The 26426-nt window shown below is 72.7% G+C and carries 26 protein-coding genes and 1 riboswitch; of the genes, 10 read left to right on the forward strand and 16 right to left on the reverse strand.

From position 1 onward, the window contains the following. Positions 1–90: 90 nt before the first annotated feature. Positions 91–822: a glycosyltransferase family 2 protein gene (locus K4S16_RS20915; RefSeq protein WP_149260653.1), complete on the reverse strand. Its 732-nt coding sequence runs from the start codon at positions 820–822 to the stop codon at positions 91–93. Between the two features lie 126 nt (positions 823–948). Then, positions 949–1284, reverse strand: coding sequence for an STAS domain-containing protein (locus K4S16_RS20920; RefSeq protein WP_149260654.1), 336 nt, complete (start codon positions 1282–1284; stop codon positions 949–951). A 220-nt stretch (positions 1285–1504) separates the two neighbouring features. Between K4S16_RS20920 and K4S16_RS20925 the strand changes: the two genes are divergently transcribed. Then, positions 1505–1858 (forward strand): hypothetical protein, encoded by a 354-nt coding sequence (locus K4S16_RS20925; RefSeq protein WP_149260655.1) that lies wholly within the window; start codon positions 1505–1507, stop codon positions 1856–1858. Between the two features lie 22 nt (positions 1859–1880). On the opposite strand, the gene K4S16_RS20930 is transcribed toward K4S16_RS20925, so the two are convergent. Both K4S16_RS20930 and K4S16_RS20935 read right to left on the reverse strand, forming a co-directional pair. Then, the gene (locus K4S16_RS20930) at positions 1881–2990 is read right to left on the reverse strand and encodes a sensor histidine kinase KdpD (protein ID WP_235036951.1); all 1110 of its coding nucleotides are present in this window, start codon (positions 2988–2990) and stop codon (positions 1881–1883) included. Further along, the gene (locus K4S16_RS20935; RefSeq protein WP_149260656.1) at positions 2987–3703 is read right to left on the reverse strand and encodes a response regulator transcription factor; all 717 of its coding nucleotides are present in this window, start codon (positions 3701–3703) and stop codon (positions 2987–2989) included. The genes K4S16_RS20930 and K4S16_RS20935 overlap by 4 nt, the downstream gene beginning before the upstream one ends. A 119-nt stretch (positions 3704–3822) precedes the next feature. On the opposite strand from K4S16_RS20935, the gene K4S16_RS46500 reads away from it, so the two are divergent. The 3 genes from K4S16_RS46500 to K4S16_RS20945 all read left to right on the forward strand — a co-directional run bounded on the left by K4S16_RS46500 (position 3823) and on the right by K4S16_RS20945 (position 6377). After that, on the forward strand, positions 3823–4512 hold the full coding sequence (locus K4S16_RS46500; RefSeq protein ID WP_149260657.1) for a hypothetical protein: 690 nt from the start codon (positions 3823–3825) through the stop codon (positions 4510–4512). 51 nt (positions 4513–4563) lie between these two features. Further along, a complete protein-coding gene (locus tag K4S16_RS45130) occupies positions 4564–4734 on the forward strand; it encodes a hypothetical protein (protein WP_200841994.1) in 171 nt (56 codons plus the stop codon). Between the two features lie 86 nt (positions 4735–4820). After that, positions 4821–6377 carry a long-chain-fatty-acid--CoA ligase gene (locus tag K4S16_RS20945; RefSeq protein WP_149260658.1) on the forward strand — a complete coding sequence of 519 codons (1557 nt, stop codon included), beginning with the start codon at positions 4821–4823 and terminating at the stop codon, positions 6375–6377. A gap of 168 nt (positions 6378–6545) precedes the next feature. Here the strand turns inward: K4S16_RS20945 and K4S16_RS20950 are convergent, their stop codons facing one another. The 5 genes from K4S16_RS20950 to K4S16_RS20970 all read right to left on the reverse strand — a co-directional run bounded on the left by K4S16_RS20950 (position 6546) and on the right by K4S16_RS20970 (position 12077). Next, on the reverse strand, positions 6546–7424 hold the full coding sequence (locus K4S16_RS20950) for an endonuclease/exonuclease/phosphatase family protein (RefSeq protein WP_149260659.1): 879 nt from the start codon (positions 7422–7424) through the stop codon (positions 6546–6548). Between the two features lie 161 nt (positions 7425–7585). Continuing rightward, positions 7586–8767: an elongation factor Tu gene (tuf, locus tag K4S16_RS20955; RefSeq protein WP_149260660.1), complete on the reverse strand. Its 1182-nt coding sequence runs from the start codon at positions 8765–8767 to the stop codon at positions 7586–7588. 379 nt (positions 8768–9146) lie between these two features. Further along, positions 9147–10091, reverse strand: a complete 945-nt coding sequence (locus K4S16_RS20960; protein WP_149260661.1) for a CU044_5270 family protein — start codon at positions 10089–10091, stop codon at positions 9147–9149. Continuing rightward, positions 10084–10707: an RNA polymerase sigma factor gene (locus K4S16_RS20965; protein ID WP_149260662.1), complete on the reverse strand. Its 624-nt coding sequence runs from the start codon at positions 10705–10707 to the stop codon at positions 10084–10086. The genes K4S16_RS20960 and K4S16_RS20965 overlap by 8 nt, the downstream gene beginning before the upstream one ends. 68 nt (positions 10708–10775) lie before the next feature. Then, positions 10776–12077: an MFS transporter gene (locus tag K4S16_RS20970; RefSeq protein WP_149260663.1), complete on the reverse strand. Its 1302-nt coding sequence runs from the start codon at positions 12075–12077 to the stop codon at positions 10776–10778. A 42-nt stretch (positions 12078–12119) separates the two neighbouring features. Between K4S16_RS20970 and K4S16_RS20975 the strand changes: the two genes are divergently transcribed. Continuing rightward, the gene (locus K4S16_RS20975; protein ID WP_235036952.1) at positions 12120–13328 is read left to right on the forward strand and encodes an arginine deiminase; all 1209 of its coding nucleotides are present in this window, start codon (positions 12120–12122) and stop codon (positions 13326–13328) included. 242 nt (positions 13329–13570) lie between these two features. On the opposite strand, the gene K4S16_RS20980 is transcribed toward K4S16_RS20975, so the two are convergent. From K4S16_RS20980 to K4S16_RS20995, 4 genes are all read right to left on the reverse strand, one after another. Further along, positions 13571–14116 carry an ATP-binding protein gene (locus K4S16_RS20980; RefSeq protein ID WP_149260665.1) on the reverse strand — a complete coding sequence of 182 codons (546 nt, stop codon included), beginning with the start codon at positions 14114–14116 and terminating at the stop codon, positions 13571–13573. Between the two features lie 370 nt (positions 14117–14486). After that, positions 14487–16499, reverse strand: coding sequence for a PAS domain-containing protein (locus tag K4S16_RS20985; RefSeq protein WP_235036953.1), 2013 nt, complete (start codon positions 16497–16499; stop codon positions 14487–14489). A gap of 64 nt (positions 16500–16563) precedes the next feature. Then, complete coding sequence (locus K4S16_RS20990; RefSeq protein WP_149260666.1) at positions 16564–17913, reverse strand: cytosine permease; 1350 nt, start codon at positions 17911–17913, stop codon at positions 16564–16566. Beyond that, positions 17906–18022, reverse strand: a riboswitch (TPP riboswitch). Its footprint overlaps the gene before it by 8 nt. 75 nt (positions 18023–18097) lie before the next feature. Next, complete coding sequence (locus tag K4S16_RS20995; protein ID WP_149260667.1) at positions 18098–18433, reverse strand: rhodanese-like domain-containing protein; 336 nt, start codon at positions 18431–18433, stop codon at positions 18098–18100. A gap of 203 nt (positions 18434–18636) precedes the next feature. On the opposite strand from K4S16_RS20995, the gene K4S16_RS21000 reads away from it, so the two are divergent. After that, positions 18637–18942: an SSI family serine proteinase inhibitor gene (locus K4S16_RS21000; protein ID WP_235036954.1), complete on the forward strand. Its 306-nt coding sequence runs from the start codon at positions 18637–18639 to the stop codon at positions 18940–18942. 124 nt (positions 18943–19066) lie between these two features. Here the strand turns inward: K4S16_RS21000 and K4S16_RS45135 are convergent, their stop codons facing one another. Both K4S16_RS45135 and K4S16_RS21010 read right to left on the reverse strand, forming a co-directional pair. Continuing rightward, positions 19067–19927, reverse strand: coding sequence for a hypothetical protein (locus tag K4S16_RS45135; protein ID WP_200841995.1), 861 nt, complete (start codon positions 19925–19927; stop codon positions 19067–19069). 86 nt (positions 19928–20013) lie between these two features. Further along, positions 20014–20877 carry an Fpg/Nei family DNA glycosylase gene (locus K4S16_RS21010; protein WP_149260669.1) on the reverse strand — a complete coding sequence of 288 codons (864 nt, stop codon included), beginning with the start codon at positions 20875–20877 and terminating at the stop codon, positions 20014–20016. Between the two features lie 199 nt (positions 20878–21076). On the opposite strand from K4S16_RS21010, the gene K4S16_RS21015 reads away from it, so the two are divergent. The 3 genes from K4S16_RS21015 (at position 21077) to K4S16_RS21025 (ending at position 24585) form a co-directional block, all read left to right on the forward strand. Continuing rightward, a complete protein-coding gene (locus K4S16_RS21015) occupies positions 21077–21283 on the forward strand; it encodes a heavy-metal-associated domain-containing protein (protein ID WP_149260670.1) in 207 nt (68 codons plus the stop codon). A gap of 63 nt (positions 21284–21346) precedes the next feature. Continuing rightward, the gene (locus K4S16_RS21020) at positions 21347–22321 is read left to right on the forward strand and encodes a hypothetical protein (RefSeq protein ID WP_235036955.1); all 975 of its coding nucleotides are present in this window, start codon (positions 21347–21349) and stop codon (positions 22319–22321) included. A gap of 32 nt (positions 22322–22353) precedes the next feature. After that, on the forward strand, positions 22354–24585 hold the full coding sequence (locus tag K4S16_RS21025) for a cation-translocating P-type ATPase (protein ID WP_149260671.1): 2232 nt from the start codon (positions 22354–22356) through the stop codon (positions 24583–24585). 222 nt (positions 24586–24807) lie between these two features. Here K4S16_RS21025 and K4S16_RS21030 read toward each other — a convergent pair whose 3' ends face one another. Then, positions 24808–25239, reverse strand: coding sequence for a MarR family winged helix-turn-helix transcriptional regulator (locus K4S16_RS21030; RefSeq protein ID WP_149260672.1), 432 nt, complete (start codon positions 25237–25239; stop codon positions 24808–24810). Positions 25240–25343: 104 nt separating this feature from the next. Between K4S16_RS21030 and K4S16_RS21035 the strand changes: the two genes are divergently transcribed. Continuing rightward, positions 25344–26423: an alkene reductase gene (locus K4S16_RS21035; protein WP_149260673.1), complete on the forward strand. Its 1080-nt coding sequence runs from the start codon at positions 25344–25346 to the stop codon at positions 26421–26423. Positions 26424–26426: the final 3 nt, after the last annotated feature.

Consider the following 26426-nt stretch of genomic DNA (forward strand, 5'->3'; position numbering starts at 1 on the left):
GCTCGAACACCGACGGCCCGAGCAGCGCGGTGGTCACGAAGCAGGCGACGCCGACTCCGATCCCCCACAGCCCGCCCGTGCCGAGACGGGTCACGGGCGGCTGCCGCGCAGGCGGTCGAGCCCTCTGGCCACCGCCGGTTCGCGCGCGGCGAGCGCTCTCGCCACGTCCCGGAACTGCCGCGCGCGGTGCAGCTGGGAGCGCCAGTCCGTGCCGGTGGCGCGGTGCGCGAGCGGCACCTCCACCTCCGCCACCCGGAACCCCTTGCGCAGCAAGTCGATCGTGAGCGCGGTCTCCACCCCGAACCCGGCGGCGAGCGGGAGCGCGGCGTCGAACGCGGCGCGGGTCAGGCAGCGCTGCCCGTTCAGCGGCGCGGTGGCCTCCCAGCCGGTGGCGCGGCGGATCCCGTCGCGCGACAGCCGGACGACGAACCCGTGCCCGCCGAGCTTCACGGTCGTGGTGAACACGGCGATCGTCATGTCGGCCTCACCGGACCTGACCGGCTCGACCAGCGGGGCGGCCTCGCGCGCGGTCTCGGCGAGGTCGGCGTCCAGGAACAGCAGGTGGCGCGGCTGCTCGCGGCCCTCGTCCAGCAGCCGGACGGCCTCGGCCCCGCTCTCCATCGCGGCGCCCTTGCCCCGGTTGCGGCTGTGCCGCACGACCCGCGCCCCGGCCTCGCGGGCGACCCGGCCGGTGCCGTCGGAGGAGCCGTCGTCGATCACCACGACGAGGTCGGCGCCGGGAAGCTCCTGCGCGGCCTTGACCGTCGCCGCGATGCGGTCGGCTTCGTCCTTGGCCGGGATGCATACCGCTACGTCCTGCATATCGGCGATCGTAGTCGGGGACGGGACCGCGGTGCCGCAGGGCACGGGCGAACCACCCAAGTCATCACCCGCGCGACAGGTGGGCGCCTCCTGCGCTCCATCCGCGGCGCGGGTGCTCGGGACGGGTCAGCCGGCGTCCAGGACGGGTGCTGCCTCCGTCACGGTGAAGACGGTGTCGAGCCCGGTCACCTGCAGGATCCGCTTCACGGCCGGACGCGGGGCGGCCAGCTCCAGCGAGCCGCCCTGCTCCTTCAGCCGCTTCATGGCCGCGAGCAGCACGTTCATGCCCGTCGAGTCGCAGAACTCGACACCGCTCATGTCGACCACGATGCGGTCGGCCTGGTCGCGCAGCAGGCCCGCGAGGGCCGCCTGCAGCCGTGGCGCGGTGTACAGGTCGAGCTCACCGGTCGCCGTGACGACGGCGTGACCTCCTTGAGACGCGGTCGAGACGTTTAGCTCCACGTCCGGCACACTATCTCGCGAACGGCCCGGGAGCCAGACGGTTCGCCAAGTCCCCTGCGCCGTGGGCGTTTCCGGGGCGCGCCGCCGCCTTGCCAGTCCCGCACGCTTCGAGTACTACGCACCGTAATGTGGCGGTTTCACGCGCACGGGACGCCGATCCGGCCCGCCGATATCGCGGGTTCGGCCCGCACGGGCGCCCCGAGTAGGGGACCCTGAACGGGTGCAACAGCGGCATGGTCGACTGCGCGAGCGCCTGGAGACGATCCGGGCGCGGGCGGCGAAGTCCAGCACGTGGCGGACGTCCACCCAGGTGCTCGCCCGCCTGGTGAACAAGAACGGTTTCGTCCCCATCAGGACGCGCCTGTCCCGCGAAGACCTGGCCTTCCTGGCCGGTGCCAGGGAGGAGGTCCTGGTCTTCGCCGACCTGACCCTCCGCCTCATAGACCTGCATCGCCCCCAAGAGGCCGGCGGCATCACCAGCGACCCCGACCGCCCCATCCGCCGCTGCCGAGCCTGCATGTCCCGCTGGCCCTGCTCCACCTACCGCACGATCTCAGAGGCCCTAGACCCCTGACCGAAGGAGGAGAAAAAGGCAGTCAACACGGAATTCGGACCTCGAAGCGGCAGCCGGGGCCGCTGTTGGCGACGCCGATCTCGCCGGCGTGGGCCTCGACGATGCCGCGGGCGATGGCGAGGCCGAGGCCGGCGCCGCCGCCCGGGGTGCGGGCCGCCTCGCCGCGGAACGCGACGTCGAACACGCGCGGCAGGTCGTCCTCGGGGATGCCGCCGCACGCGTCGGCCACCGTCACCCGAGCCTGGCCGCCGTGGATCTCGCCGATGATCTCGACGGCGCCGTCGCTCGGGGTGTGCCGGATCGCGTTCACGACGAGGTTGCGCAGGGCGCGGCCCAGTTCGCCCGCGTCCACCTGGATGGGCAGGCCCTCGCGGACGTCTCCGCGCAGCCGTACGCCCTTGGCGCGGGCCAGGGGCTCGGTGCCGGCGACGGCCTCGGCGACGAGGTCCGCAAGGCCGACGCGCTCGCGGGACAGCCGCAGCGCGCCCGCGTGGATGCGGGACAGTTCGAACAGGTCGTCCACCATCTCGGTCAGCCGCTCCACCTCGACGCGGATGCGGCCGTGGTAGCGGCGGATCGTCTCCTCGTCGGCGACGACCTCGTCCTCCAGGGCTTCGGCCATCGCGCGGAGCCCGGCCAGCGGGGTGCGCAGGTCGTGGCTCACCCAGGCGACCAGTTCGCGGCGGCTCGCCTCCAGGGCCTGCTCGCGCTCATGGGCGGCGGCCAGCCGGTCGTAGGCGGCCTCCAGCTCGCGGGACAGCTCCGCCAGCTCGGCGGGAAGCCGCGTCGGCGGCGCGCGGAACCGGTCCGCGCGGACGGCTTCGACCAGGGTCCGGTTCGCGGCCACCAGGCGGCGGCCGAGGAGCACCGAGACCGCCATCGCGACCAGCCCGGCGGACGTCACGACGGCGAGCACCACGGCGCGGTCGTGGTCGTTCAGCAGCATCATGAACGAGATCACGATGATGCCGGAGATGGTCGCCAGCACCGTGGCGGCGCCGACGACGACCAGCTGGGTGGCCACCGAGCGGCCGCGCAGCGCGTGCAGGAGGCCGAGGGCGACGGCCGCGACGGCGAAAGCGGCCACCGCCGCGTAGTAGACCACCCAGAGGAGATCCTCGAAGGGGATCACGGCGCGGTCTCCGCGGGCTCGTAGCGGTAGCCGACGCCCCACACGGTGACGATGCGGCGCGGCGTGGTCGGGTCGTCCTCGATCTTCTCGCGCAGCCGCCGGACGTGGACGGTCACCGTGGAGGAGTCGCCGAACGTCCAGTCCCAGACGCGTTCGAGCAGCTCCTCGCGGGTGAACGCCTGCCGCGGGTGGCGCAGCAGGAACGCCAGCAGGTCGAACTCGCGGGAGGTGAGCGCGAGCCGCTCGCCGCCCAGCGCCGCCTCGTGCGCGCTGACGTCCACGACGAGGCCGCCGTCGCGCAGCGGGCCGGACGGGCCGGTCGGGACGAGCGCGCCCCGCGCCCGGCGCAGCACCGACCGGACGCGCAGCGCCAGCTCGCGGGGGCTGAACGGCTTGGTCACGTAGTCGTCGGCGCCGGTCTCCAGGCCGACGAGCCGGTCGGTCTCCGCGCCGAGCGCCGTCAGCATCACGATCGGGACGGTCGAGGTCTCGCGGAGCCGCCGGCACACCTCCAGGCCGCCCATCCCGGGCAGCATGAGGTCGAGGACGACGAGGTCGGGCGGCTCGTCGAGGGCCTTGCGCAGGGCGGTCCGGCCGTCGGCGACGCACACGACGTCGTGCCCGTCGCGGGCCAGGTAGCGGGCGACGACCTCGGCGACCGTCGGGTCGTCGTCGACCACCAGGACGCGCCCGGCTTGGGGGACGGTGTTCACGTCCCCACGCTAGGCCCCGGACGCCGGTGCCATGCGGCATGTCACCACCCCGTAAGGAGTTGATCATGATTCGACCTGGACGACCTGCGTAACCGGACGAACACCGCTTTAATGTCCGGATGCCGCAGCCTCGCTCCGCGACCTCCAACGGCGGGGTCATCGCACTGATCCTGGTCGGCGGCGCGGTCGCCACCGGTGCCGCCGCCCTGCTGTGGGCCCTGCACATACTGCTGGGCTTCTTCCCGTCCGTTCCCTACTTCCTGTTCACATGCCTGGTCACGGGAGTCGCCACCAGCGCGCCCATGCTGCTCGCGCGGCCTCGCGGGCCGCTGGCCCCGATCGCGGCGGGGCCGGCGGCGTACGTCGCGGTGGAGGTCGGCGCGCGGATCGGCCTCATCCTCGGCCAGGTCATGGACGGTGACATACCGCCCGGCGGGTTCATCCTCCGGGTCCTGGAGCCCACATTCTCGATCTACCAGGCGTACGAACTGCTGGCGGTGGCGGCGGCGGCCGGGCTCGCGGGGCTGCGGGTGATGACGGCCTCGAAGGGCGGAACGTCCCAGCCGTGGAACGCGGGCGCCCCCGGGGGGCCCTTCGGCTCTCCCGCCGGGCCGTTCGCTCCCGGCCTGCCGCCCAATCCGGGCTACGCACCGATGCCGGGCCAGGGCCCGTTCCCGGGGCAGCCCTCGGCGGGGCAGCCGATGCAGCCGCCGGCGCCGGTCTACCAGCCGCCGCCCGTCCCCGGCGCGGGTCAGGGTCCGGCCTCCGGGGGCCCTCAGGGTGCTCCTCCGCCGCACGGCGGTGCCTAGGTCGTCCGCCAGGCTGATGACCTGTGCCGCCCGAGCGCATACGGTGGAGCCATGGGTAAGACGATCCTGACCATTCTCGGTGTGATCCTCGCGGTGTGGCTGCTGTTCACCGTCATCGGCGCGATCTTCTCGATGCTGAAGATGTTCTTCTTCATCGGACTCGTCGCCGTCGCGGTGGTATTCGCCGTGACCGCGGTGTCCAAGATGTCGAAAAGCCGCTAGCGGGCGGCCCGTTCCCCTTGCCGCGATGTCGCCGGTGACCGCATGATGCCGGAATAACCAGGCGGTCATCGTCGAAGGGGCTCATCGTGCCAGGTCTTGACGGAGTACTGCGCGAACGCGCGCTCGCGTACCCCGATCGCATCGCGTACATCGCGGGCGACACCGAGGTCACCTACCGCGACTTCGACCGGCGCGTCGACCGGGTCGCCGCGGCCCTCGCCGCCGCCGGCCTCGGGCCCGGCGACCGGGTCGCGGTCCTCGACAAGAACTCCCTCGAATACGCCGAGCTGCTCTTCGGCGCGACCAGGATCGGCGCCGCGCAGGTCCCGGTGAACTACCGGCTGGCGCCCGACGAGGTCGCCTACATCGTCAACAACGCGCAGGCGAAGGTCTTCGTCGTCGGCCCCGAGTTCGTCCCCGTCCTGGACGCGATCGCCGGCAAGCTCGAGCACACCGCCCTCATGCTCGTGGCCGGCGGCTCCGGCCACGCCCACCAGGACTACGCCGCCTGGGTCGACGCGGCCCCCGCCGAGCCCCCTGCGTACGAGTCCGACTCCGGGGACGTGTTCGTCCAGCTGTACTCGTCCGGAACGACGGGGCTGCCCAAGGGCGTCATGCTGACGCACGACAACTTCCTGTCGGCGCTCGCGGTGACCAACGACGTGTGGAACATCGACGGGTCGTCCGTGCTGATGATCGCGATGCCGATGTACCACGTGGCCGGCAACGTGCTCACCGTCTCCGCCGTCTACAACGGCCTCACCGGCGTCATCACCCGCGAGCCCGACCCGACCGCGATCGCGCAGGGCATCGAGCGGCACCGCGTCACGCACATCTTCCTCGTCCCGGTGCTGCTGCAGTTCATGCCGCTGATCCCCGAGGTCACCGCCGCCGACATGTCCAGCCTGCGGCTCATGCTGTACGGCGCGTCCCCGATCAGCGAGGACGTCCTGCGCACCGCGATGCGGATGCTGCCGACCACCGACTTCCGGCAGGTGTACGGGCTGACGGAGGTCACCGGGGCGATCACCTCGCTGCCGCCCGAGGACCACGACCCGGACGGCCCGAACGCGCACCGGCTGCGCAGCGCCGGCCTGCCGAACGACAACACCGAGCTCAAGATCGTGGACCCGGCCACCGGGGAGGAGCTGCCCCCCGGCCGGGTCGGCGAGATCCTCTGCCGGACGCCGCAGAACATGAAGGGCTACTGGGGCATGCCGGAGGCGACCGCCGGCGCCCTGTCCGAGGACAACTGGTTCCGCACGGGCGACGCCGGCTACCTCGACGAGGACGGCTACCTCTACATCCACGACCGCGTCAAGGACATGATCATCTCGGGCGGGGAGAACATCTACCCCGCCGAGGTGGAGAACGTCCTGATGGGCCACCCCGCCGTCTCCGACTGCGCGGTCATCGGCGTCCCCGACCAGCGCTGGGGCGAGACGCCGAAGGCGATCGTGGTGCTGTCCGAGGACGTCCCGGACCAGGACATCATCGACTATTGCCGCGAGCGCCTGGCGCACTTCAAGTGCCCCACCTCGGTCGAGCGGCGCGACGCCATCCCGCGCAACCCCACCGGCAAGATCCTCAAGCGCGACCTCCGCGCCCCCTACTGGGACGGCACAGACCGAGGAGTCAACTGACACTGCGACGACCTGAGTGGCCGCGATCGCGTCCGAAGGCAGATTCGAGCGGAGCAAGAATCTGATCGCGCAGCGAGCCGCCAAGGCGAGACGAAGCGATGCCAGCGATCGCTTGCGTTCTTCGACGATGGAGGGCCGCCAGGCCCGAAGGAGGAGAAGAACGCGGGACTATTGGTATCGGACCACCGCCGACAGCGGGCGGTGGTCCGAGACCTTGACCTGGTCCGCCGGGACGCTGCAGGAGACGGCGGCCGACTTGCCGATGAACAGGTAGTCGGTCTTGTCGAGCGCGGTGCCCCGCCAGTCCTGCCGGGTCTTCGCCCCCGTCCGGGACGAGCCCGACTGGTCGCATTCGGCGTAGGCGGCGTAGAGGGGGTCGAGCGCCGGGCTCTCCGGGACGTCGGCGAGCTCGCCGCCGAGGAGGATCCGGCCCGTCCCGGCGAGGGTGGTGAGGGCGCCGGCCTCCTTGCGGCGCCACTGGCCGCTCTCGCCGGCGCTGAGCTGGGTGACGCAGACGCGGGTCGACCAGGACTGGACCTCGCCGCACAGGGCCATCCGGGTGCGTCCGGCGGGGGCGGGCAGCTTCGCCTGCCGGTGCGCGGTGAGCGGGACGTCGGTGCCGATGGCGACGCCGGAGCGCCCCTGCCCGGCCGCGCACGCCTCGCCGCCCGGGGACGGCGCGAACACCCAGCTCCACTTGGGCAAGGACGTCTTGAACGAGCGGACCTGCCCGTCGCAGACCTCCTGGAGGAGGACGGCGTTCGGGCGCACCGTGCGCCCGCCGACCTCGGTCGCGCGCATCCGCTGGACGATCTCCTTGGTGAGCTTGGCGGGCGCGGCGCCCGAGGGGCAGCCGGTGCCTCCGCAGACGTTCCAGCTCAGCGTGTTGATCGTCACCGCCTCGGGGCGGGGAGCGGCCCCGTCGGCGTGGGCGGGGCCTCCACCGCCCGGCAGGCCCTCGATGCTGGCGCCGGTCGCGGCCGCGGTCACGACCGCGGCGGCCGCACAGACCGAGAGCAGGGGAATCAGGGCGCGGGGGGATCGCACACGTTCTCCAGACGGGGGGTTACCTGCGGGGGTGATGCCGGAATCTCACCACATCAAGATCGCATCCGCCAGCCGTTCGCGACCACTCGGTCACCCTGGGCCGAACGAATCCACGCGATCAAGGCTAAGGGGCCCCGGCGAGTGCCGGGGCCCCTCTCCCGCTAGTCGAGCAGCGCGGTGACGGTGCCCGCGCCGACCGTCCGGCCGCCCTCGCGGATCGCGAAGCCGAGCCCCTCGGTCATCGCGACCGGCTTGCCCAGCTCGACGGCCATCTCGACCGAGTCGCCGGGCAGCGCCATGCCGCCCTCGCCGAGGTCGACGCCGCCGACCACGTCCGTGGTGCGGAAGTGGAACTGCGGCCGGTAGCCGTGCAGGAACGGCCTGCTCCGACCGCCCTCGTCGGCGGTCAGCACCCGGACCCGCGCCCGGAACCGCAGGTGCGGCCGGATCGCGCCCGGCGCGCTGACGACCTGGCCGCGCCGCACCTGGTCCCGCTTGACGCCGCGCAGCAGCATGGCGGTGTTGTCGCCGGCCTCCGCATGGTCCATCGTCTGCCCGAACGTCTCCAGCCCCGTCGCGACGGAGCCGAACGTCTCGCCGAGCCCGACGACCTCCACGGCGTCCCCGAGCCGTATCGCGCCCTGGGCCACGACCCCGGTCACGACGGTGCCGCGACCGGTGATCGTGAGGACGCTCTCGACCGGCATCAGGAACGGCTTGTCGAGCACCCTGCGCGGCACGGGCACGTAGGCGTCGATCGCGTCGAGCAGGTCGACGATCCGCGCCGTCCAGTACGGGTCGCCCTCCAGCGCCCGCAGCCCGGACACGCGCACGACCGGCACCTCCTCGCCGGGGAGGCCGTACTCGGTGAGCAGGTCCCTGACCTCCAGCTCGACCAGGTCGAGGAGCTCGGCGTCCTCGACCGTGTCGGCCTTGTTCAGCGCCACCACGATGTGCCCGACGCCGACCTGCCGCGCCAGCACGACGTGCTCGCGCGTCTGCGGCATGGCGCCGTCCTGCGCGGACACGACCAGCACGGCCCCGTCCACCTGCGCGGCACCGGAGATCATGTTCTTCACGTAGTCGGCGTGACCGGGCATGTCGACGTGGGCGTAGTGCCTGGTCGCGGTCGCGTACTCGACGTGCGCGACGTTGATCGTGATGCCTCGGTCGCGCTCCTCCGGGGCGCGGTCGATGCGCTCGAACGGCACCGGGGACGCCAGCCCGCGGTCGGCGAGCACCTTGGTGATCGCCGCGGTCAGCGTGGTCTTGCCGTGGTCGACGTGCCCCATCGTGCCGATGTTGAGATGCGGCTTGTCGCGCTCGTAAAGCTGCTTGGCCATTGGCCTTGTCCTCACTGGTGGATCCCGTGAGAACCACTGCGCAGGCGTGCGCAGTTTTTGCCCAACCCCCCTCCGCTGGTTCTCCGGAAGGGTGGAACGGAGAGGGGTCAGCTTCGGATGAGCGCAGCGAACCGGGGGGCGTGGGGGGTCGCCCCCACACATGCGGCACGCAGGCCGTCGAAGGCGTCTGCGTCCGCTGCCGCCGAGAAGGCAGCCGGCACCGCGCTCAGCAGGTCGAGACCTGCGAGCGTCCGGGTGCCGGCTGCGAGGAACATGCCTTGGACACTACGGCCGCCCCCGGTGGAAGTCGACCGATTATTCGTCCGGCCGCGGTGACCGGCCGCGCCCGGGTGCGCGACCGGTCACCGCGGCTTCGTGATCAGCAGTCCGACGGAGTGGCGTCGGGGCCCGGACGCGGAGCCCGGTCGACGATCTTGCTGGTCAGGAGGGCGGTGGACCAGTTCGAGGTCCCCGGCGGCCCGAACGGGTGGCCCTCCCCGGCGACGACGGTGCGGGTGCCGAGGAAGCGGTGGCTTGCGCGGTCGAAGATGATCTCGTCGCGGACGTCGTCATCGGTGCGGGCGACCGCGACCCCGTGGCGTCCCACGGCGTCCACGCCGTCGTCTCGCAGCCGGACGCCGGGAATCTCGGCGATCGCCCGGAAGAGGGCCGCGCGCACCTTGGGCGGCGCGGGCCGGTCGATCCGGTCGGTCACCGCGTTCCACTGCCGGTCGCTCCGGTCGCCCTCGCCCTGCCTCGCCAGGAGGTCGAGCAGTTCGCCGGTGTCGGTGGGCAGGTCGCCGAGGTAGGGACGGTCGATCGGCGCCTTGTCGCGGCAGGGGCCGATGATGCTCTCGTCCTCCGGCGGGAGCACTTCGCCCGGTCGCGGCCGGATCGAGTTCTTCTCGATCACGAGGCCGCCCCCCTGGCCGCCGACGGGATCCCAGGTCCGATGGCGGGTCTCGTACCAGCGGCCGACGCCGCCGACCCGGTGCCGCGTCACGCTCTCCTGGTAGACGAACTGGTCGGCGCGCGGCACCGGGTCGCCCGCGGCCTGGTCCGCGGCCTTGTCGAGGACGGCCGCCACGTTGGCCATCGGCCTCGCGTCCTCGTGGCCCACCAGGAACGTGGCGACCACGCCGGCGCAGGCCGCGGCGGCGACGCCGGACAGCAGCAGCGGACGCCGCCGCCGGGCGGGGGCGGCGTAGGCCCGCCGGCCAGGGCTTCCGTAGGCCCTCCGCCGCCAGCGGTTCTCGGCCCCGGTCACGTCGATGTCCTCCGGGACCTCGAAGCGCAGCCGCTCCACCAGCTTCAGTTCATCCATCGTGGTCCTCCTTGCCGAGCGCGTCGCGCAGCTTGCGGCGGATCCTGTTCATGCGGGACCGGACCGTCCCGGAGGGGACGCCGAGCGCTTCGGCGACCTCGTCGTAGGTGAGCCCCGCCCACGTCACCAGCAGCAGCACCTCGCGCTGCTTGGCGGGCAGCCCGGCGATGGCCGCCGCGAGGGCCCGCGACCGGGCGCCCGCCTGCACGCGGTTCTCCACCGCGTCCGTGAACGGCTCGGTGACCGGGTCGAGGCCGCCGCGGGCGAGCACGCGCAGCGCCCGCACCTCGGCGCGGCGGTGGCGGCGGATCAGGTTGGTCGCGATCCCGTAGAGCCAGGGCCGGGCGTCGGGGCGCGCCGCGTCGTACCGGTGGCGCTGGTGGAACGCGACGAGGAAGGTCTCGGCGACGACGTCCTCGGCCGCGTCCCGGCCGAGGCGCCGCGCCACGTAGCGCATGATCTCCTGGGCGTGCCGCTGGAACAGTCCCGCGAACCTCTCGGAGTCGGTGCGGGACGCGGCGATCAGGGACGCGTCGGTGGGTTCGTCATCGGCGGCCGGATCGGGCCGGGGCGCGGGACCGGGCCGGGCCGGCGAGGAGCGGCTCGTTGTCTGCATGCGTGGCCTCTCGGTCGTGGACGTGTCACCTCCTCTTGCCCGACGGGCCGTGCGCGGGTCCCTCGGGTTCAGGAACCGTCCTCGACCATGCCGACGCGGGCCGGGGCGCGCAGGAGCAGGTAGCCGCTCAGCGCGCCCGCGAACTGGAATCCGGCGATCGCCAGGACCAGGCCGATCGGGCCGATGGCGTCGGCGGACGCGGCGGTCAGCGCGGCGCCCACCGCGGAAGCGCCGATCTTGAGGCTGCCTCCCGTGGTGTTGACCTGCCCGAGCCGGTCCGGGGGCGACTCGCGCTGGCGCAGCATGAGCGTGGCCGCGAACACCGGCCCCTCAGCGATCCCCGCGGCGACGAACGCCGCCGTCGCCCACGGCATGGACGGCGCGGCGGCGAGGGCGGCCAGCGACGCCCCGAACGCGACGAGCCCGGTGAGCATGACCGGTTCGGCGTGCTTGGGGGTCAGCCACCGGCTGGACGCCAGGGAGCCGATCAGGGAGCCGACGGCCATGGCCACGAGGAGCCGTCCGCCCGCGCTGGGCGGCGCGCCGATGTGCTCGGCGAGCAGCACCGCCGTGACGGCGACGCCGCCGAAACCCATCCAAGCGAGCGTCGTCGCGACGGTCAGGGCCCGCAGGACCCGGCCCTCGGCCAGGACCACCAGCCCGCCCGTGATCACTGAGAGTGCTCCCGCCCGCGTCCCGGCGGCGGCCGTCTCCGTCTCGACGGCCGCCGGACCGCCGACCGCGCCCGTGTCCGCCGTCGCCTCGACGGCGGCCGGCCCGGGCACGGCGTCGTCCACGGTCGCGGAGGGGCCGGGGAAGGGCAGGAACGGCAAGGTCAGGAGCCCGAGGAGGCCCACCGCGACCACGGCGGTCCCGGCGTACCGGCCGCCCGCCATGGCGGCCAGGCCGGCGGCGAGGCCGGGCCCGGCGATCCCGGCGAGGTTGTAGCTGGACGCCTCCAGCCCGTACGCGCGCGAGAGCCGGTCGGCGGGGACGAACCGCGGCAGGAGGCTGGTCAGCGCGACGACGATGGGCTCGGTGCAGCCGATCACGGCGGCGACGACCAGCGCGAGGGCGAGCGGCGAGCGTCCCGCGACGGCGAGCAGCAGCCCGGTCGCGGCGACGTAGCAGGCGGCGAGGGCGAGGGCGCCGCGGCGGGGGCGCGCCACCCGGTCCAGCGCGTTCCCGATCACGGGCCCGCTCAGCACGTACGGCAGCGTCATCGCGGTCTGCAGGTAGCCGGCGGTGGCGGCGTGGCCCGTCCGCGCCTGGACGGTCAGGACCAGCGCGGTCGCGACCCCCTCGGCGGACACGCGCAGCATCGTCGCCGACGTGAGGTGGAGGGGGAGCGCCGCGGTCCTGCCGATCACCCTTGCATGGTGGCACGGCCTCCGCCGCCTAGACTGCGGAGGGTGACGGCAGCGAAGACAGCACACGAGCACCGGGTCACCAGCGAGGTCGGACGGCTGCGGACGGTGCTGCTGCACCGCCCCGGCGCGGAGCTCAAGCGGCTGACCCCGCGCAACAGCGACAAGCTCCTGTTCGACGCGATCCCGTGGGCGGGCCGGGCGCAGGAGGAGCACGACGCGTTCGCCGAGGCGCTGCGGTCACGCGGCGTCGAGGTCCTGTACGTGACGGAGCTGCTCCAGGACGCCCTGGAGTACGAGGCCGCGCGGGACCAGGCGATCGCGGACGCCATCGTCGACCTGCGCCTCGGCGACCAGCTCCGCCGCGTCGTCGAGGACCACCTGCGCGGCCTCCACCCGGAGAACCTCGCGCACACGCTGATCGCCGGGCTCGCGCACGAGGAGCTGAAGGCCGGGCACGGCCTCGTCTACCGGCTGATGGACGAGCAGGACTTCATCGTCGACCCGCTGCCGGGCCTGCTGTTCACCCGCGACAACAGCACCTGGATCGGCGACCGCGTGGCGGTGACGAGCCTCGCGATGGAGGCGCGCCGGCGCGAGTCGGCCCTCACCGGCCTGATCTACGCGCACCACCCGAGGTTCGCCGGCGTGGAGCCGGTGTACACCCCCTCCCTTGAGCATCTGGAGGGCGGGGACGTCCTGCTCCTGCGGCCGGGCGTGATCGCGGTCGGCACCGGCGAGCGGACGACCCCGGCGGGCGTCGAGCGCCTGGCCCGCCAGGTGATCGGGGCCGGGCTCGCCCACACCGTGCTGGCCGTGCCGATCGCGCAGGAGCGCGCGACCATGCACCTCGACACCGTCTGCACGATGGTCGACGTCGACACCGTCGTGATGTACCCGCCGGTGGCGCACTCGCTGACCGCCTACACGGTGACGCTGGCCGACGGGGACCTGCGCGTCGCCGAGCCGCGCCCGTTCCTCCAGGCCGCGGCCGACGCGATGGGCCTGGACCACCTCAAGGTGATCGACACCGGGCTCGACCCGGTCACCGCCGAGCGCGAGCAGTGGGACGACGGGAACAACACGCTCGCCGTGGCCCCGCGCCTGTGCGTCGCCTACGAGCGCAACATCGAGACCAACGCGCAGCTGGAGGCTTCGGGGATCGAGGTCATCCGGATCAGCGGCAGCGAGCTGGGGACGGGGCGCGGCGGCCCTCGCTGCATGTCCTGCCCGATCCTGCGCGAGGAGATCTGAGCTCCGGACGGCCGGAGGCATCCGGGCATCCGGGGTCGACGGGGTCGGGCGGCGGGCGCGAGAACGGCACCGCGATGCCCTGCGAAGTGGGGGTTTAGCGCCCTTCCCGGCGCCGGGGGCTCAAGGCGCGCGGCGCCGGGAAGGACCGACAACGCCCGCGATGTCGACGGGGGCACGACATCGCCCGGGCGTTGCAGAGGACCATACAAGGTCGGGCGGGGTTCCTTCCAGGCAGGGTCGCTCTATGCCGGATATGCCCGGCTCGGAGCCACTTCACTCCTGGTTCCGTTACAAAGGTCCTCTCCGGGCTCGTCCAGCAGGTCCGGAAAGGCGGACAAATCCGGGGCGACGGCGTGCATCCCGGCGGGGGCGGCCATCCGCTCGTCGCCGGGCGTCCTGGGCGCCCTCAGGACGGCCCAGACCGTCGTGGTGCCGTCTTCGTGGCGCACCCCCCAGCCCTCGGACAGGGCCTCGACGATGCCGAGCCCCCTGCCGCCGAGCGAGGAGAGCGTGCCCGGACCGCGGCGCGGCTCGGTCATCGCGCCGCCGTCGCTGACCTCGAGTTCGAGGAGGTCGCCGCGGCACAGCCAGCACACCTTCACCTGGCCGGACGGGAGCGGCCGTGCGTGCCGCAGGGCATTGCTGAGCAGCTCGCTGATGATGACGCTGGCGTCGTCGACGATCGAGTCGTAGACGCCCGAGTCGGCCAGCTCAGAGCTGAGGCGCCTGCGGGCGACCGCGACGCTGGACGGTGCGTGTGGCAGCAGTACGACGCTCGACGCCCTCACCTCCCCGATGCTCCGCTCTCTCGGACGAGTCCCGTCATCGCTCTTCCGGTACGACCGAAATGCCCTGATGGCCATGGCCGGAAACCCGAACGGTTCAGTTCACCACCTGCACAACGAGTCATCGGCCGTCCGGTCACGGTGATCACCCCCGGATCGGAATCTCGTCCCCAAACGGCGACCAACCAAGGACCTATCCAGCCAACGGCGGATTTACTCCTCGCACACGCGTTTCGTCCATCACACCCCGCTGCCGCCGCACTTCTCCGCACCAACCCAGCCTGCCCGCCGCCGGGACCGCCGAAAGCCCTGGTCACGCCCGTCTCACCGGGCCACCAGGGACGGACTGTCCGCGCGGTAAGCCGGCGCCGGATCAGCCGGCCGAGCGCAGCACGAGCCGCATGCACGTGCCCTCGCCCGCCCGCGCGCCACCTGCGGGTCCGCGCCCCTCGCTCACGGCCAGTAGCCGAGTGGTTCGTTCCATATCGGCCGGTTCTGCCGCCATCGTCCCGTTAAGCGACTTTTGAACGGACTCTATGTGAGATGTCTCACGTCCCGCGGGATGGGCGGAGATCGTGCCGCCCTGCGCCTCGGTCAGCCGTTTCACGATGTACAGGCCGAGCCCGATCCCGCCGAACCGGCGGCGGTCCCCGGCGTCCCCCTGGACGAACCGCTCGAAGATCCGCTCATGGTCGCCGAGCGGGATGCCGATGCCCTCGTCGGAGACCGTGACGACGATGTCGGGGCCCTCGCAGCGGGCCCGGACGCGCACCGTCCCGCCGTCCGGGGAGTACTTGAACGCGTTCTCCAGCAGCTGGCCGAGGACGATGTCGGTGGCCATCGCGTCCCCGCGGCACGGCGGCAGCTCCGGGTCGATGTCCAGCTCCACCCGGTGCAGCGGCGACAGCGAGCGGAACCCGGCGACCACGCCCTCCAGGACGCGGACGAGGTCGAACGACTCGATCGCCACGGCCAGCTCGTCGGCGCCGGCGCGGGAGCCGAGCAGCAGGTGCTCGACGAGCCGGCCGAGCGACTGGGCGCGCTCGGCGATGGTGGCGACGGCGGCGCGCCGGTCGGTGTCGGTCAGCTCGTCCCACCGGTTGACCAGCGTGGAGGCGAACCCCTGCACGACCGTGATCGGGGTCCGCAGCTCGTGGCTGGTCGTGGCGAGGAACAGGTCCTTGGCCTCCTCCAGCGCCTTGGCCTCCGAGACGTCGCGGAAGTCGACGACCAGCTCGCCGGTCTCCTCGATCTCGGCGGCCAGCACGTTCAGCCACCTCCCCGACTCCAGGCGGAACGTGAGCATCTCGCCGAGCGCGGGCATGTCGAACGGCAGCGGGCGGCCGAGCGCGTCCTCCGGCGGGATGCCGGTGAGGGTGTGCGCGGCGTGGTTCCAGTGCCGGACGACGAGGTCGTGGTCGAGCACGGCGATGCCGTCGGCGCTGGAGTCGATGACGGCGCGCTCGTGCGCCCGCTGCCGGACGACCTCCGCGTAGGCGACGGCGTTGCCGACCGCGACCCCGGCATGCCCGGCGAGCAGCTCCAGCAGCTCCAGCTCGGTGTGCCCGACCTTGCGCCCGGAGAACAGCGCGTACAGCGCGCCGTACGGCCGGTTTTGCAGGTACGACAGGCCGAGCGCGATCGTGTGCAGGCCGGGCAGCTCCGACCAGATCAGGTCGCCGAGGCGCCGCTCCCCCGTCGCGAGCTTGACGGTCTTGCCCGACCGCAGCAGCTCCCCGACCAGGCTCGGCCGCAGCTCGGCCGACCTGCCGCGCATCCGCTCCGGCAGCCCGGACATGCTGACCAGCCGCAGCCGCTCGCCCTCGATCTTGACGAACCCGCCGGCGTCGGCGCCGGTCAGCTCGATGAGCGCGGCGGTGATCCGGTCGAGCACCACGGCGAGGTCGAGTTCGGCGCCGAGGTCGGCGACGATGTCGTTCAGCCGCCTTACGAGCCGGGCCCGCTCGGTCATGCGGTGCTGGAGGATCTCGTCGTCCTCGACCGGGTGGTACACCCCGACCCAGCCGAGCAGCGTGCCGTTCGGGTCCTTCAGCAGGCTCGTGTCGATGCGCACGTCGATGAGCCGGCCGTCGCGGTGGAAGCGGCGGGTCGCGATCGAGATCTGCCCGCCGTCGGCCTCGCCCTCGCCGCCGCGCCGGGTGAGGAGCCGCTCCTGGACGGCGTTGTGCTCGGCCTTCAGCTCGTCCGGGACGATGGGCGGGACGCGGCCGATCACCTCGGCGGCCGTCCAGCCGAACATGCGCTCGGCCGCCGGGTTCCACACGGTGACCCGGTGCCGCTGGTCCACGGCCACGATCGCGTCCGCGGCGCTCTCGATGACGGCCCGCGCGATCGGATCGTGCACGTGCTGATACACGTCTGTCATCGTGCCACCGCACTCCGGCGTACCGCCGGGCAACTTGCGTCGGAACTTGCTGCCGACCCAAACCTTACCGTTTGGTAAGCCTGCCGATGAGCAGGGCCGCGACCCCTGCCACCAGGAACGACAGCAGCGAGGCGCTCATCCAGGTCTGCGGCGTGAAGTGCAGCGCGTCCCGGACACCGGACCAAAGCTCGGTCCAGCGGGCCACGGTGCCGGGGTTCACGAGCTGGTACACGACGAACCCCGCCGCCCATGCGGCGATCATGCCCCAGCGGGACGGCGCCGTCCGCGAGACGTCCCAGCCGGCGCGGTCCCGGCCGCGGCCGAGGAAGAAGTCGGCCGCCAGGACGCCGAGCATCGGCACGAACACCGAGCCGATCAGCGAGAGGAAGCCCGCGTAGTCGCCGATGTCCAGGACCAGCGCGAGCACGGTGATGAGGATGCCGAGCCCGACGCTCAGCACCCGGCGGTCGGCCCGGGGGAACAGGTTCTGGATCGACACCGCCGTGGAGTAGGTGTCGGCGAACGACTGGTCGGCCTCCCGCAGCACGAACACCGCGAAGAACACCACGCCCAGCGAGGCGCCCAGGAACGGGTCGAAGATCTTGCCCGAGTCGCCCGCGACCAGTGCGAGCGCGAGCAGGCCGAGGACGTAGGCGACGATCTGCGTGACGGAGTAGCCGACGGCCGCGGCGCCGAACGCCCCGCGCTCGGTGCGCGCGTGCCGGGTGTAGTCGGCGGCGACCGGCACCCAGGAGATCGACACTGCCAGCGCGGCGTCCGCGCCGACCCAGAACCCGCCCCACGAGCCCTGGTTCAGGTCGGGCAGCGGCTCCCGGACCAGCCGGACGTAGAAGTAGACGAGCGCGATCGCCACCGCGACGGTCACGTAGCGGCGCAGCAGCCGCACCGAGCCGAGCGGCCACACCGTCAGCACGGTCGTGATCGCGCCCGCCGCGACGACGTAGCCCCAGCGGGGGACGCCGTCCCACAGCTCGCGGGCCGCGTCGGCGATGACGATCAGCTCGAACGTGCCCCAGCCGACGAGCTGGGCGATGTTGAGGACGGTCGGCGCGTACGACAGCCGCGCGCCGAACAGGCCGCGCAGCAGCACCATCGCGGGCTGGCCGGTGCGCGCGCCGGGGACGGCGGCGAGGCCGAGCATCAGCCCGCCGAGTGCCGTTCCCACGGCCATCGCGACGATGCCCGCCATGATCGAGATGGTGGGCCGGCCGGCGGCGTCCGGCGCGAGGACGGTGTAGGCGCCGGAGAAGGCCAGGAGGCTGACGCCGAGGTTCCCCCAGAAGGCGCTCTGGTCCCAGAATCCGAGGACCTTGGGGGCGGGCTCGTCGAGGGTGAACGGGACCTCGTCGCGGACGCGCTCGTCCTGAGGGCGCTTTTCGACGTCGGACGTCACGGGACACACTCCCTACGCCGGCATTACCCGGACAGGTTCATGCGGTCGGCGACGCCTTGGAGGCCGCCCTCTCAGCCCGGCTGTGGCCCGAGCTCCCGCGGTTATCGGTCAGGCCCGATCGTACAACCGCCCGTCACGCCCCAAAAGGGGGCATCCGGGTCAGATCACTCGACGGCCGGTCAGATCACGCGACGAAGGGCGGGCCGTCCCCGGTCCCCTCCATCGGGCGGCCGGCCCGGGCCCACCCGTGCATGCCGTCGCCGACGTTGCGCGCCAGCCAGCCCGCCTGGTTCAGCGCGACCGTCACCTGCGCGGACCGCGCCCCGGACCGGCAGATCACATAGACCTCCCGGTCACGCGGGATCTCCCCGGCGCGGTCGCCGAGCCGGCTCATGGGGATGTGGACCGCCTCGGGCGCGTGGCCCGCCTCCCACTCGTCCTGTTCGCGGACGTCCAGCAGGTAGCCGTCCTGCGGGACCTCCGCGGCGACCACGGCCGGCACGTCTTCCCCGAAATTCATCACACCCCCCATGGAACCGCGCGAAGCCCCCCTGCGTCGAATCACGCATGCGGTATCGGACGCTCCTTTTCGCAGCGCCCGGGCTGGCCTTGCTCCTGTCCATGGCCGCCTGCGGCGACGAACAGGCAAACGGAAACCCCGCCGGAGCGCCTTCGGGCACGACGTCCGTGCAGCCGTCCGGCTCACCGGCGGACACACTCACCGTGCAGGTCAAGGCCTCCAAGGAGGCGCCCGCCAAGACCTGGCGACTGACCTGCGGCCCGCCCGGCGGCGACCATCCCCAGGCGGCCGGCGCCTGCGCGGCCCTCACCAAGGTCAAGGATCCCTTCAAACCCGTCCCCAAGGACCAGATGTGCACCAAGATCTACGGCGGTCCGGAGATCGCCACGGTCAAGGGCACCTGGGAGGGGAAGCAGGTCGACACCACGTTCACCCGCGATGACGGCTGCCAGCTGCACCGCTGGAGCCAGATCGGCCCGGTCTTCGGGAACGTCCCAAAGGTCCGCTGAACCCGGCGGACGAGCCATCCCCGTTCCGGCTCCGTCCGCGACCCACTGAGTCAGGCCCCGGCGCCCGCCGGGGCCTGACGCGTCTCAGTTCCCGCCCCCGCCCCCGCCCGCCGGAGCGGCGGGGTCAGAGCAGGCCGCCGATGCTGCGGTTCTGGGAGACGGCTGTGTCGAACGCGAGGGGGCACGCCAGCACGAGCGTGCGCATCGGCTCCTGCAACTGGACGTGCATGCGCAGGACGTACCGGTCGGCCCCGGTGAACATCTGGGACAGGAACTCGCCCATCCCGGCGAAGCCGCGCTGGATCCGGGCGATCTCCTGCTGCCGCCAGTCGGTGATCCGGCCGCCCAGCAGTTCGTAGTAGCCGAGCTGCCGCTCGTGCGGGTCGAGGATCTCCCAGCCGCGCATCGCCCGCTTGCGCAGGTGCCCGATCAGCCCGCCCTGCGGGGTCAGCACCTGCATCATGGGCGTGCCCATGAACCCGTACGGCTTGTAGAAGAGGAAGTACGGCATGCCGTCGGGCCGGAGGATCGACAGCTTCCGCTCTGCCTTGGTCTGGCTGCCCTGGCTCATCACGCGCAGGGCCTTCTTCGCGCCGCTCACGCCCTCTTCCCGGACGTACGCCGCGGGCTGCCCCTGCGGGCTCCAGATCGTGTAGTTCGCCTCGGTCGAGAAGAACTGCGCCGGCTGGTCGTAGACGAGGATCGGCGATCCGTACAGGTCGGCGGGCTGCTGCGGCGGCCGCTGGTGGTGGACCTGGGGGTGCTGGGGCACGGGATAGCCGGCGTGCTGCGGCGCCGGGTAGCCGCCCTGCTGCTGCGGCGGGTAGCCGGGGGCCTGCGGCGGATATCCGTAGCCGGGAGGCGGGGCGGCAGGCGCGTACGGAGGAGCGGGCGCGCCGCCGGGCGGAGGCGCGCCGTAGGGCGGCGGCGGAGCGCCGCGACCAGGGCCGCCGGGCGGGGCTGGTGGGGGCGGGGGGTATCCCATGGCGGCTCCTGAGAAGGCGATCACCGCGGTCGACGCGCGACACGATACGCCCGGACCGCCGGGCCCACAGCCGGATTCGCCCGGTCCTACTTGAGGAGGCGGGACATGCGGCGGTCGGCGAGCGGTTTGCCGCCCGTCTGGCAGGTGGGGCAGTACTGGAGCGCCGAGTCGGCGAACGACACCTCGCGGACCGTGTCCCCGCACACCGGGCACTTCTGGCCGGCGCGCCCGTGCACCCGCAGGCCGGTCTTCTTCTCGCCCTTGAGGTCCTGCGCCTCCAGGCCGCGCGAGCGCTCCACCGCGTCCCGCAGCGTGGTGACGATCGCCTCGTGCAGGACGGCGACGTCCTCCTCGGTCAGCGAAGAGGCGATCTTGAACGGGGACATCCGGGCGGCGTGCAGCACCTCGTCGGAGTAGGCGTTGCCGATGCCCGCGATCACCTTCTGGTCGCGCAGCAGCCCCTTGATCTGCGTGCGCTTGCCGTGGACGATCTCGCCCAGCGCCGCGGGGGTGAACGCGTCGTCCAGCGGGTCGGGGCCGAGGGAGGCCACGCCGGGCACGTCCTTCGGGTCGCGGACGACGTAGACGGCGAGCCCCTTCTTGGTGCCCGCCTCGGTGAGGTCGAAGCCCGAGCCGTCGTCCAGGTGCACGCGCAGGGCGAGCGGGTTCTTGCCTCCGGGCCGGACGGGCTTGGCCGGGATCTCGTCGCGCCACCGGAGCCAGCCCGCGCGGGCGAGGTGGACGACGAGGTGCAGCCCGTCGACGTCCAGGTCGAGGAACTTGCCGTGCCGGGCCGCGCCGGTGACGGTCAGCCCGCCGAGCGCGGTCACCGGCGGGTCGTAGGTCTTCAGCGCGGAGACGGCGAGAACATCGACGCGGGCGACGGCGTGGCCGACCGCGCGCTCCCGCAGGAAGCCCGCCAGCGCCTCCACCTCAGGTAGCTCAGGCATGGCTTCAGTATCCGCGACGAGCAGCGCCGCCGGAACGTTCGTCCACAGCCCTGTGGACACCTGTGGAAAACCCTGGGGGCGATGTGACCCGGATCTCGGAATCGCTGATACCCCCCTGGGGTTGTCACAGGTATCCGGTTATGGCAGCATGAGGCCGAAGAGATACCCCCTAGGGGTAATTGACCCGAAGGAGACGACGATGAGCACCGCCACCTACACCGTCAGCGGGATGACCTGCGGCCACTGCGTGAGCTCGGTGACCGAGGAGGTCGAGCAGATCGCCGGCGTGACCGGCGTGGACGTCGACCTCCAGACCGGCAAGGTCACCGTGACCAGCGAGACGCCCCTCGACGACGCCCAGGTGAAGGACGCCGTCGAGGAGGCCGGATACCAGCTGACCTCATGAGCGGACCGCACCTCGCCCCCCGGGCGGGGTGCGCCCCTCGGACATCGAGTGGAGTGAAACGGCATGAACAGCGCGACCAGGCTGGGGGCCTACGCCGTGGGACTGGCGGTCGTCTTCGGCGGCGCCGCGGGCGTCGGCAAGATCGTCGGGCCCGTGGGCGGGACGGCGGAGATGGCGTCCCATGAGACCGGCGGGGGCCACGGCGGTGCGGGCGGAGGCGAGCACGGGGGCGGAGGCCACGAGAGCGCGGCGTCCCTCGTGCCGGGCGGCCTCCAGGTGTCGGAGGACGGCTTCACGCTCGTCCCGCAGCGGACGGTCCTCACCCCCGGCGAGAAGACGGACTTCCGGTTCACCATCAACGGGCCGGACGGCAAGCCCGTCACCGGGTTCAAGCCGCTGCACGGCAAGCTCCTGCACCTGATCGTGGCGCGGCGTGACCTGTCCGGCTTCCAGCACCTGCACCCGACCGAGGCCGGGGGCGGCGTCTGGACCGTCCCGATCACGCTGGCCAAGCCCGGCGCGTACCGGTTCTTCACCGACATCCAGCCGGAGGGCGCGAAGCGGCAGCTCACGCTCGGCGCCGACGTCTTCGCCCCCGGCGACCTGAAGCCGGCGCCGCTGCCGGAGCCCGAGCAGGTCGCGAAGGTGGACGGCTACGAGGTGCGCCTCACCGGCGGCCTCACTCCCGGCAGGTCCAGCGAGCTGACCCTCACCGTGAGCAAGGACGGCAGGCCGGTCACCGACCTGGAGCCGTACCTGGAGGCGTACGGGCACCTCGTCGCGCTGCGGCAGGGCGACCTCGCCTACCTCCACGTCCACCCGGACGGCGAGCCCGGCGACGGCGAGACCAAGCCCGGACCCGGCATAACGTTCTTCGCCGAGGCTCCCAGCTCCGGCGCCTACCGCCTCTACCTGGACTTCAAGCACGAGGGCAAGGTCCGCACGGCCGAGTTCACGGTGCACGCGGGGCACGTCCCCGTCCAGGAGCAGGGGCAGGAGCCCGAGCCGGGCCACGACGACCAGCCCCACACCCACTGACGTTCCGCACGATCCAAGCAGAGGAGGACGCGATGAGCACGGACGCGGTGTCCGGGCGTATCGAGCTGGCGATCGGCGGTATGACGTGCGCGTCGTGCGCCAACCGGATCGAGCGGAAGCTCAACAAGATGGACGGCGTGACCGCCACGGTCAACTACGCCACCGAGAAGGCCAGGGTCGAGTTCGGGGAGGGCGTCTCCCCCGACGAGCTGATCGCCACGGTGGAGAAGGCGGGCTACTCCGCCGCCCTCCCCGCCCCGCCCAGGGCCGCGGACGACGCGGCCCCGGAGCCGCCCGACGAGCTGCGCCCGCTGCGGCAGCGGCTGGTCACCGCGGTGGTGCTGTCGATCCCGGTGATCGCGATGGCGATGGTCCCGGCGATCCAGTTCGAGGCGTGGCAGTGGCTGTCGCTGACGCTCGCCGCCCCGGTCGTGGTGTACGCGGGCTGGCCGTTCCACAAGGCCGCGGCCGTCAACCTGCGGCACGGCGCCGCGACCATGGACACGCTGATCTCGCTCGGCACACTGGCCGCTTTCGCGTGGTCGCTGTGGGCGCTGTTCTTCGGCACCGCGGGCGAGCTGGGCATCAAGCACGGGTTCGAGTTCTCCATGACCCGCTCCGACGGGTCGATGAACATCTACCTCGAGGCCGCGTCCGGCGTCATCATGTTCATCCTCGCCGGGCGGTACTTCGAGACGCGCTCCAAGCGCCGCGCCGGCGCCGCGCTGCGGGCCCTGCTGGAGCTCGGCGCCAAGGAGGTCTCGGTCGTCCGGGACGGGCGCGAGGAGCGGATCCCGGTCGACGCGCTCGCGGCGGGGGACCTGTTCGTCGTCCGCCCCGGCGAGAAGATCGCCACGGACGGGACGGTCGAGGAGGGCTCGTCCGCCGTGGACGCGTCCATGCTGACCGGCGAGTCGGTCCCGGTCGAGGTCGGGCCCGGCGACGCCGTGACCGGCGCGACCGTGAACGCGGGCGGGCGGCTGCTGGTGCGCGCCACCCGGGTCGGCTCCGACACCCAGCTCGCGCAGATGGCGCGGCTGGTGGAGGACGCGCAGACCGGCAAGGCGCAGGTGCAGCGGCTCGCCGACCGGATCTCGGGCGTCTTCGTCCCGGTCGTGATCGCGCTGGCGCTCGGCACGCTCGGCTTCTGGATCGGCACCGGCGAGCCGCTCGCGGGCGCCTTCACCGCCGCCGTCGCCGTGCTGATCATCGCCTGCCCGTGCGCCCTCGGCCTGGCCACCCCGACCGCGCTGATGGTCGGGACGGGGCGCGGCGCGCAGCTCGGCATCCTGATCAAGGGCCCGGAGGTGCTGGAGTCCACCCGGACGATCGACACCGTCGTCCTGGACAAGACCGGCACCGTCACCACCGGCAAGATGGCCCTGGTCGACGTCGTCACCGCCGAGGGCGTCTCCGAGGAGGACGTGCTGCGGCTGGCGGGGGCGCTGGAGAACGCGTCCGAGCACCCCATCGCCCAGGCCATCGCCAAGGGCGCCGTCGAGCGGGTCGGCGAGCTGGGCAGGGTCGAGGACTTCGCCAACGTCGAGGGCCTCGGCGTCCAGGGGATGGTGGACGGCCACGGCGTCCTCGCGGGCCGCCCCCGGCTGCTGGCCGAGTGGTCGCAGCACCTCACGCCCGACCTCGAACGCGCCATGGAGAAGGCCCAGGCGCTCGGCCACACCGCCGTCGCGGTCGGCTGGGACGGCGAGGCCCGCGCGGTCGTCACCGTCGCGGACCAGGTCAAGCCGACCTCGCGGGAGGCGATCGAGCGGCTGCGCGGGCTCGGGCTGCGCCCGGTCCTGCTGACCGGCGACAACGAGACGGTGGCCCGCACGGTCGCGGACGCGGTCGGGATCGAGGAGGTCATCGCCGACGTCCTGCCGCAGGACAAGGTGGACGTCGTCAAGCGCCTCCAGTCGGAGGGGCGGACGGTCGCCATGGTCGGCGACGGGGTCAACGACGCCGCCGCGCTGGCGCAGGCCGACCTCGGCCTGGCGATGGGCACCGGCACGGACGTGGCGATCGAGGCGTCCGACCTGACGCTGGTGCGCGGCGACCTGCGCGCCGCGGCCGACGCCATCCGGCTGTCGCGCCGCACGCTCGCCACGATCAAGGGCAACCTGTTCTGGGCCTTCGCCTACAACGTGGCCGCCCTGCCGCTCGCGGCGTCCGGCCTGCTCACCCCGATGATCGCCGGAGGCGCCATGGCGTTCTCCTCGGTCTTCGTCGTCACCAACAGCCTCCGCCTGAGGCGCAGTGTCTGATCGCGGTTGGTGGGGTGCCGGGCCCTGGGGGCCCGGCACCCCACCAACCGCTTGCGATTGCTGCATCGCTCCGACTCGCCCTGGGGGCTCGCTACGCGATCGGTTTCTCGCAGGCTCGAAACCGGCTTCGCACGCAATCGCGACACCTTGGGTCACCATGTGGCTGGGATGCCGGTTGATGTAGCCCCGCCAGGAAGAGCTCCGAGGCGCTGGCGGGCCTGATCAGGGACGAAGGGTTGTGAGCAGGGGGGCGAGGGTGGGGTCGGTGGCGGCCTCGTCGAGGGCCTGGGTGAGGGTCTCGTCGTAGGTCGGGGCGGCCTTGGCCTGGACGGCGCGGCCCTCGTCGGTGATGACGGTGTAGACGCCGCGGCGGTCCTTGGGGCACATGTCGCGGCGGGTGAGGCCGGCGGACTCCAGGCGCGCGACGAGCCGGCTGACCGAGCTCTGGTTGAGGCCGATGAGGTCGGCGAGCTCCTGCATGCGCAGCTCGCCGTCCGCGGCGCGGGCGAGCCGGCACAGGGCGCGGTACTCCGACAGCCCGATCCCGTGGCGGCGCTGCAGGGACTTGGAGAGCCGGTGCTCGACCCGGCCGTGCAGCGTGACGATGCCGTCCCAGAGCGCCGCGTCCGCCGCGGCCTTTCCGTCAGCGCTCATCGCGCACCCCGCTTCCTCTTGACGCCAGCTTACATGCAATGCCAATATCTGCATGTACATACAACACATGTACATGCAGGTTCTCTGCCGGGAGGAGAGGCCCGATGACCAGCCCCCTGCTCGCCCCGTACGAAGGCCCGCACCTCAGGCTGCGCAACCGGATCGCGATGGCGCCGATGACGCGGGGCCGGGCCGACGACGTGACCGGCGTCCCGCACCCGCTGACCAAGGAGTACTACGCGCAGCGCGCGAGCGCGGGCCTCATCGTCACCGAGGGGATCTGGCCGGACGTGCTCGGCAAGGGCGGTCCCGGCATCCCCGGCCTGGTGACGGACGAGCAGGTCGCCGGGTGGCGCGAGGTGACGGACGCCGTGCACGAGGCGGGCGGGACGATCTTCGCCCAGCTCTGGCACGTGGGCCGGATGACGCATCCGCTGGTCCTGCCCGGCGGCGCCACGCCCGTCGCGCCCTCGGCGGTCGGGATCCGGTCGGAGCGGATCCACACCAGCGAGGGGAGCGTCCCCCACGTCACGCCCCGCGCGATGACGACCGCCGAGGCCGAGACGACGGTGGCCGCCTTCGCCGCCGAGGCCCGCAACGCCGTCCGGGCCGGGTTCGACGGCGTCGAGGTGCACGGCGCGAACGGGTACCTGATCCAGCAGTTCCTCGCCGAGAACACCAACCGGCGCACCGACCGGTTCGGCGGCTCCCGCGAGGGCCGGCTCCGCTTCGCCCTCGACGTCGTGCACGCCGTGGCGGACGCGGTCGGCCCGGAGCGGGTCGGGCTGCGCATCTCCCCCGACAACCCGGAGAACGAGATCGCCGAGGAGGACCCGCAGGGCACCTACCGCGCCCTGGTGGACGCGCTCGACCCGCTCGGCCTCGCCTACCTGCACGTCATCGAGCGCGGCGCGTACGGGGCCCTGGCCGATCTGCGCCCCCGCTGGTCGGGCACGCTGATCGGGAACTTCAACGGGCCCGAGCCGACGTCCCAGCGCGCCGGCGAGGAGGTCCTCGCGGCCGGCCTGGCCGACGTCTTCTCCTATGGCCGGCTGTTCATCGCCAACCCCGACCTGCCCGCCCGCTTCGCGACGTCGGCCCCGCTGGCCGCCCACGTGGAGCACCTCGTCTACGGCGGCCACGCCGAGGGCTACGTCGACTACCCCTCGCTCGCCCGCGTATGACGG

It is taken from the genome of Actinomadura sp. K4S16 (genome assembly GCF_008327685.1).
GTDB lineage: Bacteria > Actinomycetota > Actinomycetes > Streptosporangiales > Streptosporangiaceae > Spirillospora.

What these genes read in the sequence shown, in the direction of transcription:
- K4S16_RS20915 (WP_149260653.1), bottom strand. Translation starts at nt 822, where the DNA reads ATGCAGGACGTAGCGGTATGCATCCCGGCCAAGGACGAAGCCGACCGC.
- K4S16_RS46500 (WP_149260657.1), top strand. Translation starts at nt 3,823, where the DNA reads ATGCCGCAGCCTCGCTCCGCGACCTCCAACGGCGGGGTCATCGCACTG.
- K4S16_RS45130 (WP_200841994.1), top strand. Translation starts at nt 4,564, where the DNA reads ATGGGTAAGACGATCCTGACCATTCTCGGTGTGATCCTCGCGGTGTGG.
- tuf (WP_149260660.1), bottom strand. Translation starts at nt 8,767, where the DNA reads ATGGCCAAGCAGCTTTACGAGCGCGACAAGCCGCATCTCAACATCGGC.
- K4S16_RS20960 (WP_149260661.1), bottom strand. Translation starts at nt 10,091, where the DNA reads ATGGATGAACTGAAGCTGGTGGAGCGGCTGCGCTTCGAGGTCCCGGAG.
- K4S16_RS20965 (WP_149260662.1), bottom strand. Translation starts at nt 10,707, where the DNA reads ATGCAGACAACGAGCCGCTCCTCGCCGGCCCGGCCCGGTCCCGCGCCC.
- K4S16_RS20985 (WP_235036953.1), bottom strand. Translation starts at nt 16,499, where the DNA reads ATGACAGACGTGTATCAGCACGTGCACGATCCGATCGCGCGGGCCGTC.
- K4S16_RS20995 (WP_149260667.1), bottom strand. Translation starts at nt 18,433, where the DNA reads ATGAATTTCGGGGAAGACGTGCCGGCCGTGGTCGCCGCGGAGGTCCCG.
- K4S16_RS45135 (WP_200841995.1), bottom strand. Translation starts at nt 19,927, where the DNA reads ATGGGATACCCCCCGCCCCCACCAGCCCCGCCCGGCGGCCCTGGTCGC.
- K4S16_RS21010 (WP_149260669.1), bottom strand. Translation starts at nt 20,877, where the DNA reads ATGCCTGAGCTACCTGAGGTGGAGGCGCTGGCGGGCTTCCTGCGGGAG.
- K4S16_RS21015 (WP_149260670.1), top strand. Translation starts at nt 21,077, where the DNA reads ATGAGCACCGCCACCTACACCGTCAGCGGGATGACCTGCGGCCACTGC.
- K4S16_RS21020 (WP_235036955.1), top strand. Translation starts at nt 21,347, where the DNA reads ATGAACAGCGCGACCAGGCTGGGGGCCTACGCCGTGGGACTGGCGGTC.
- K4S16_RS21025 (WP_149260671.1), top strand. Translation starts at nt 22,354, where the DNA reads ATGAGCACGGACGCGGTGTCCGGGCGTATCGAGCTGGCGATCGGCGGT.
- K4S16_RS21030 (WP_149260672.1), bottom strand. Translation starts at nt 25,239, where the DNA reads ATGAGCGCTGACGGAAAGGCCGCGGCGGACGCGGCGCTCTGGGACGGC.
- K4S16_RS21035 (WP_149260673.1), top strand. Translation starts at nt 25,344, where the DNA reads ATGACCAGCCCCCTGCTCGCCCCGTACGAAGGCCCGCACCTCAGGCTG.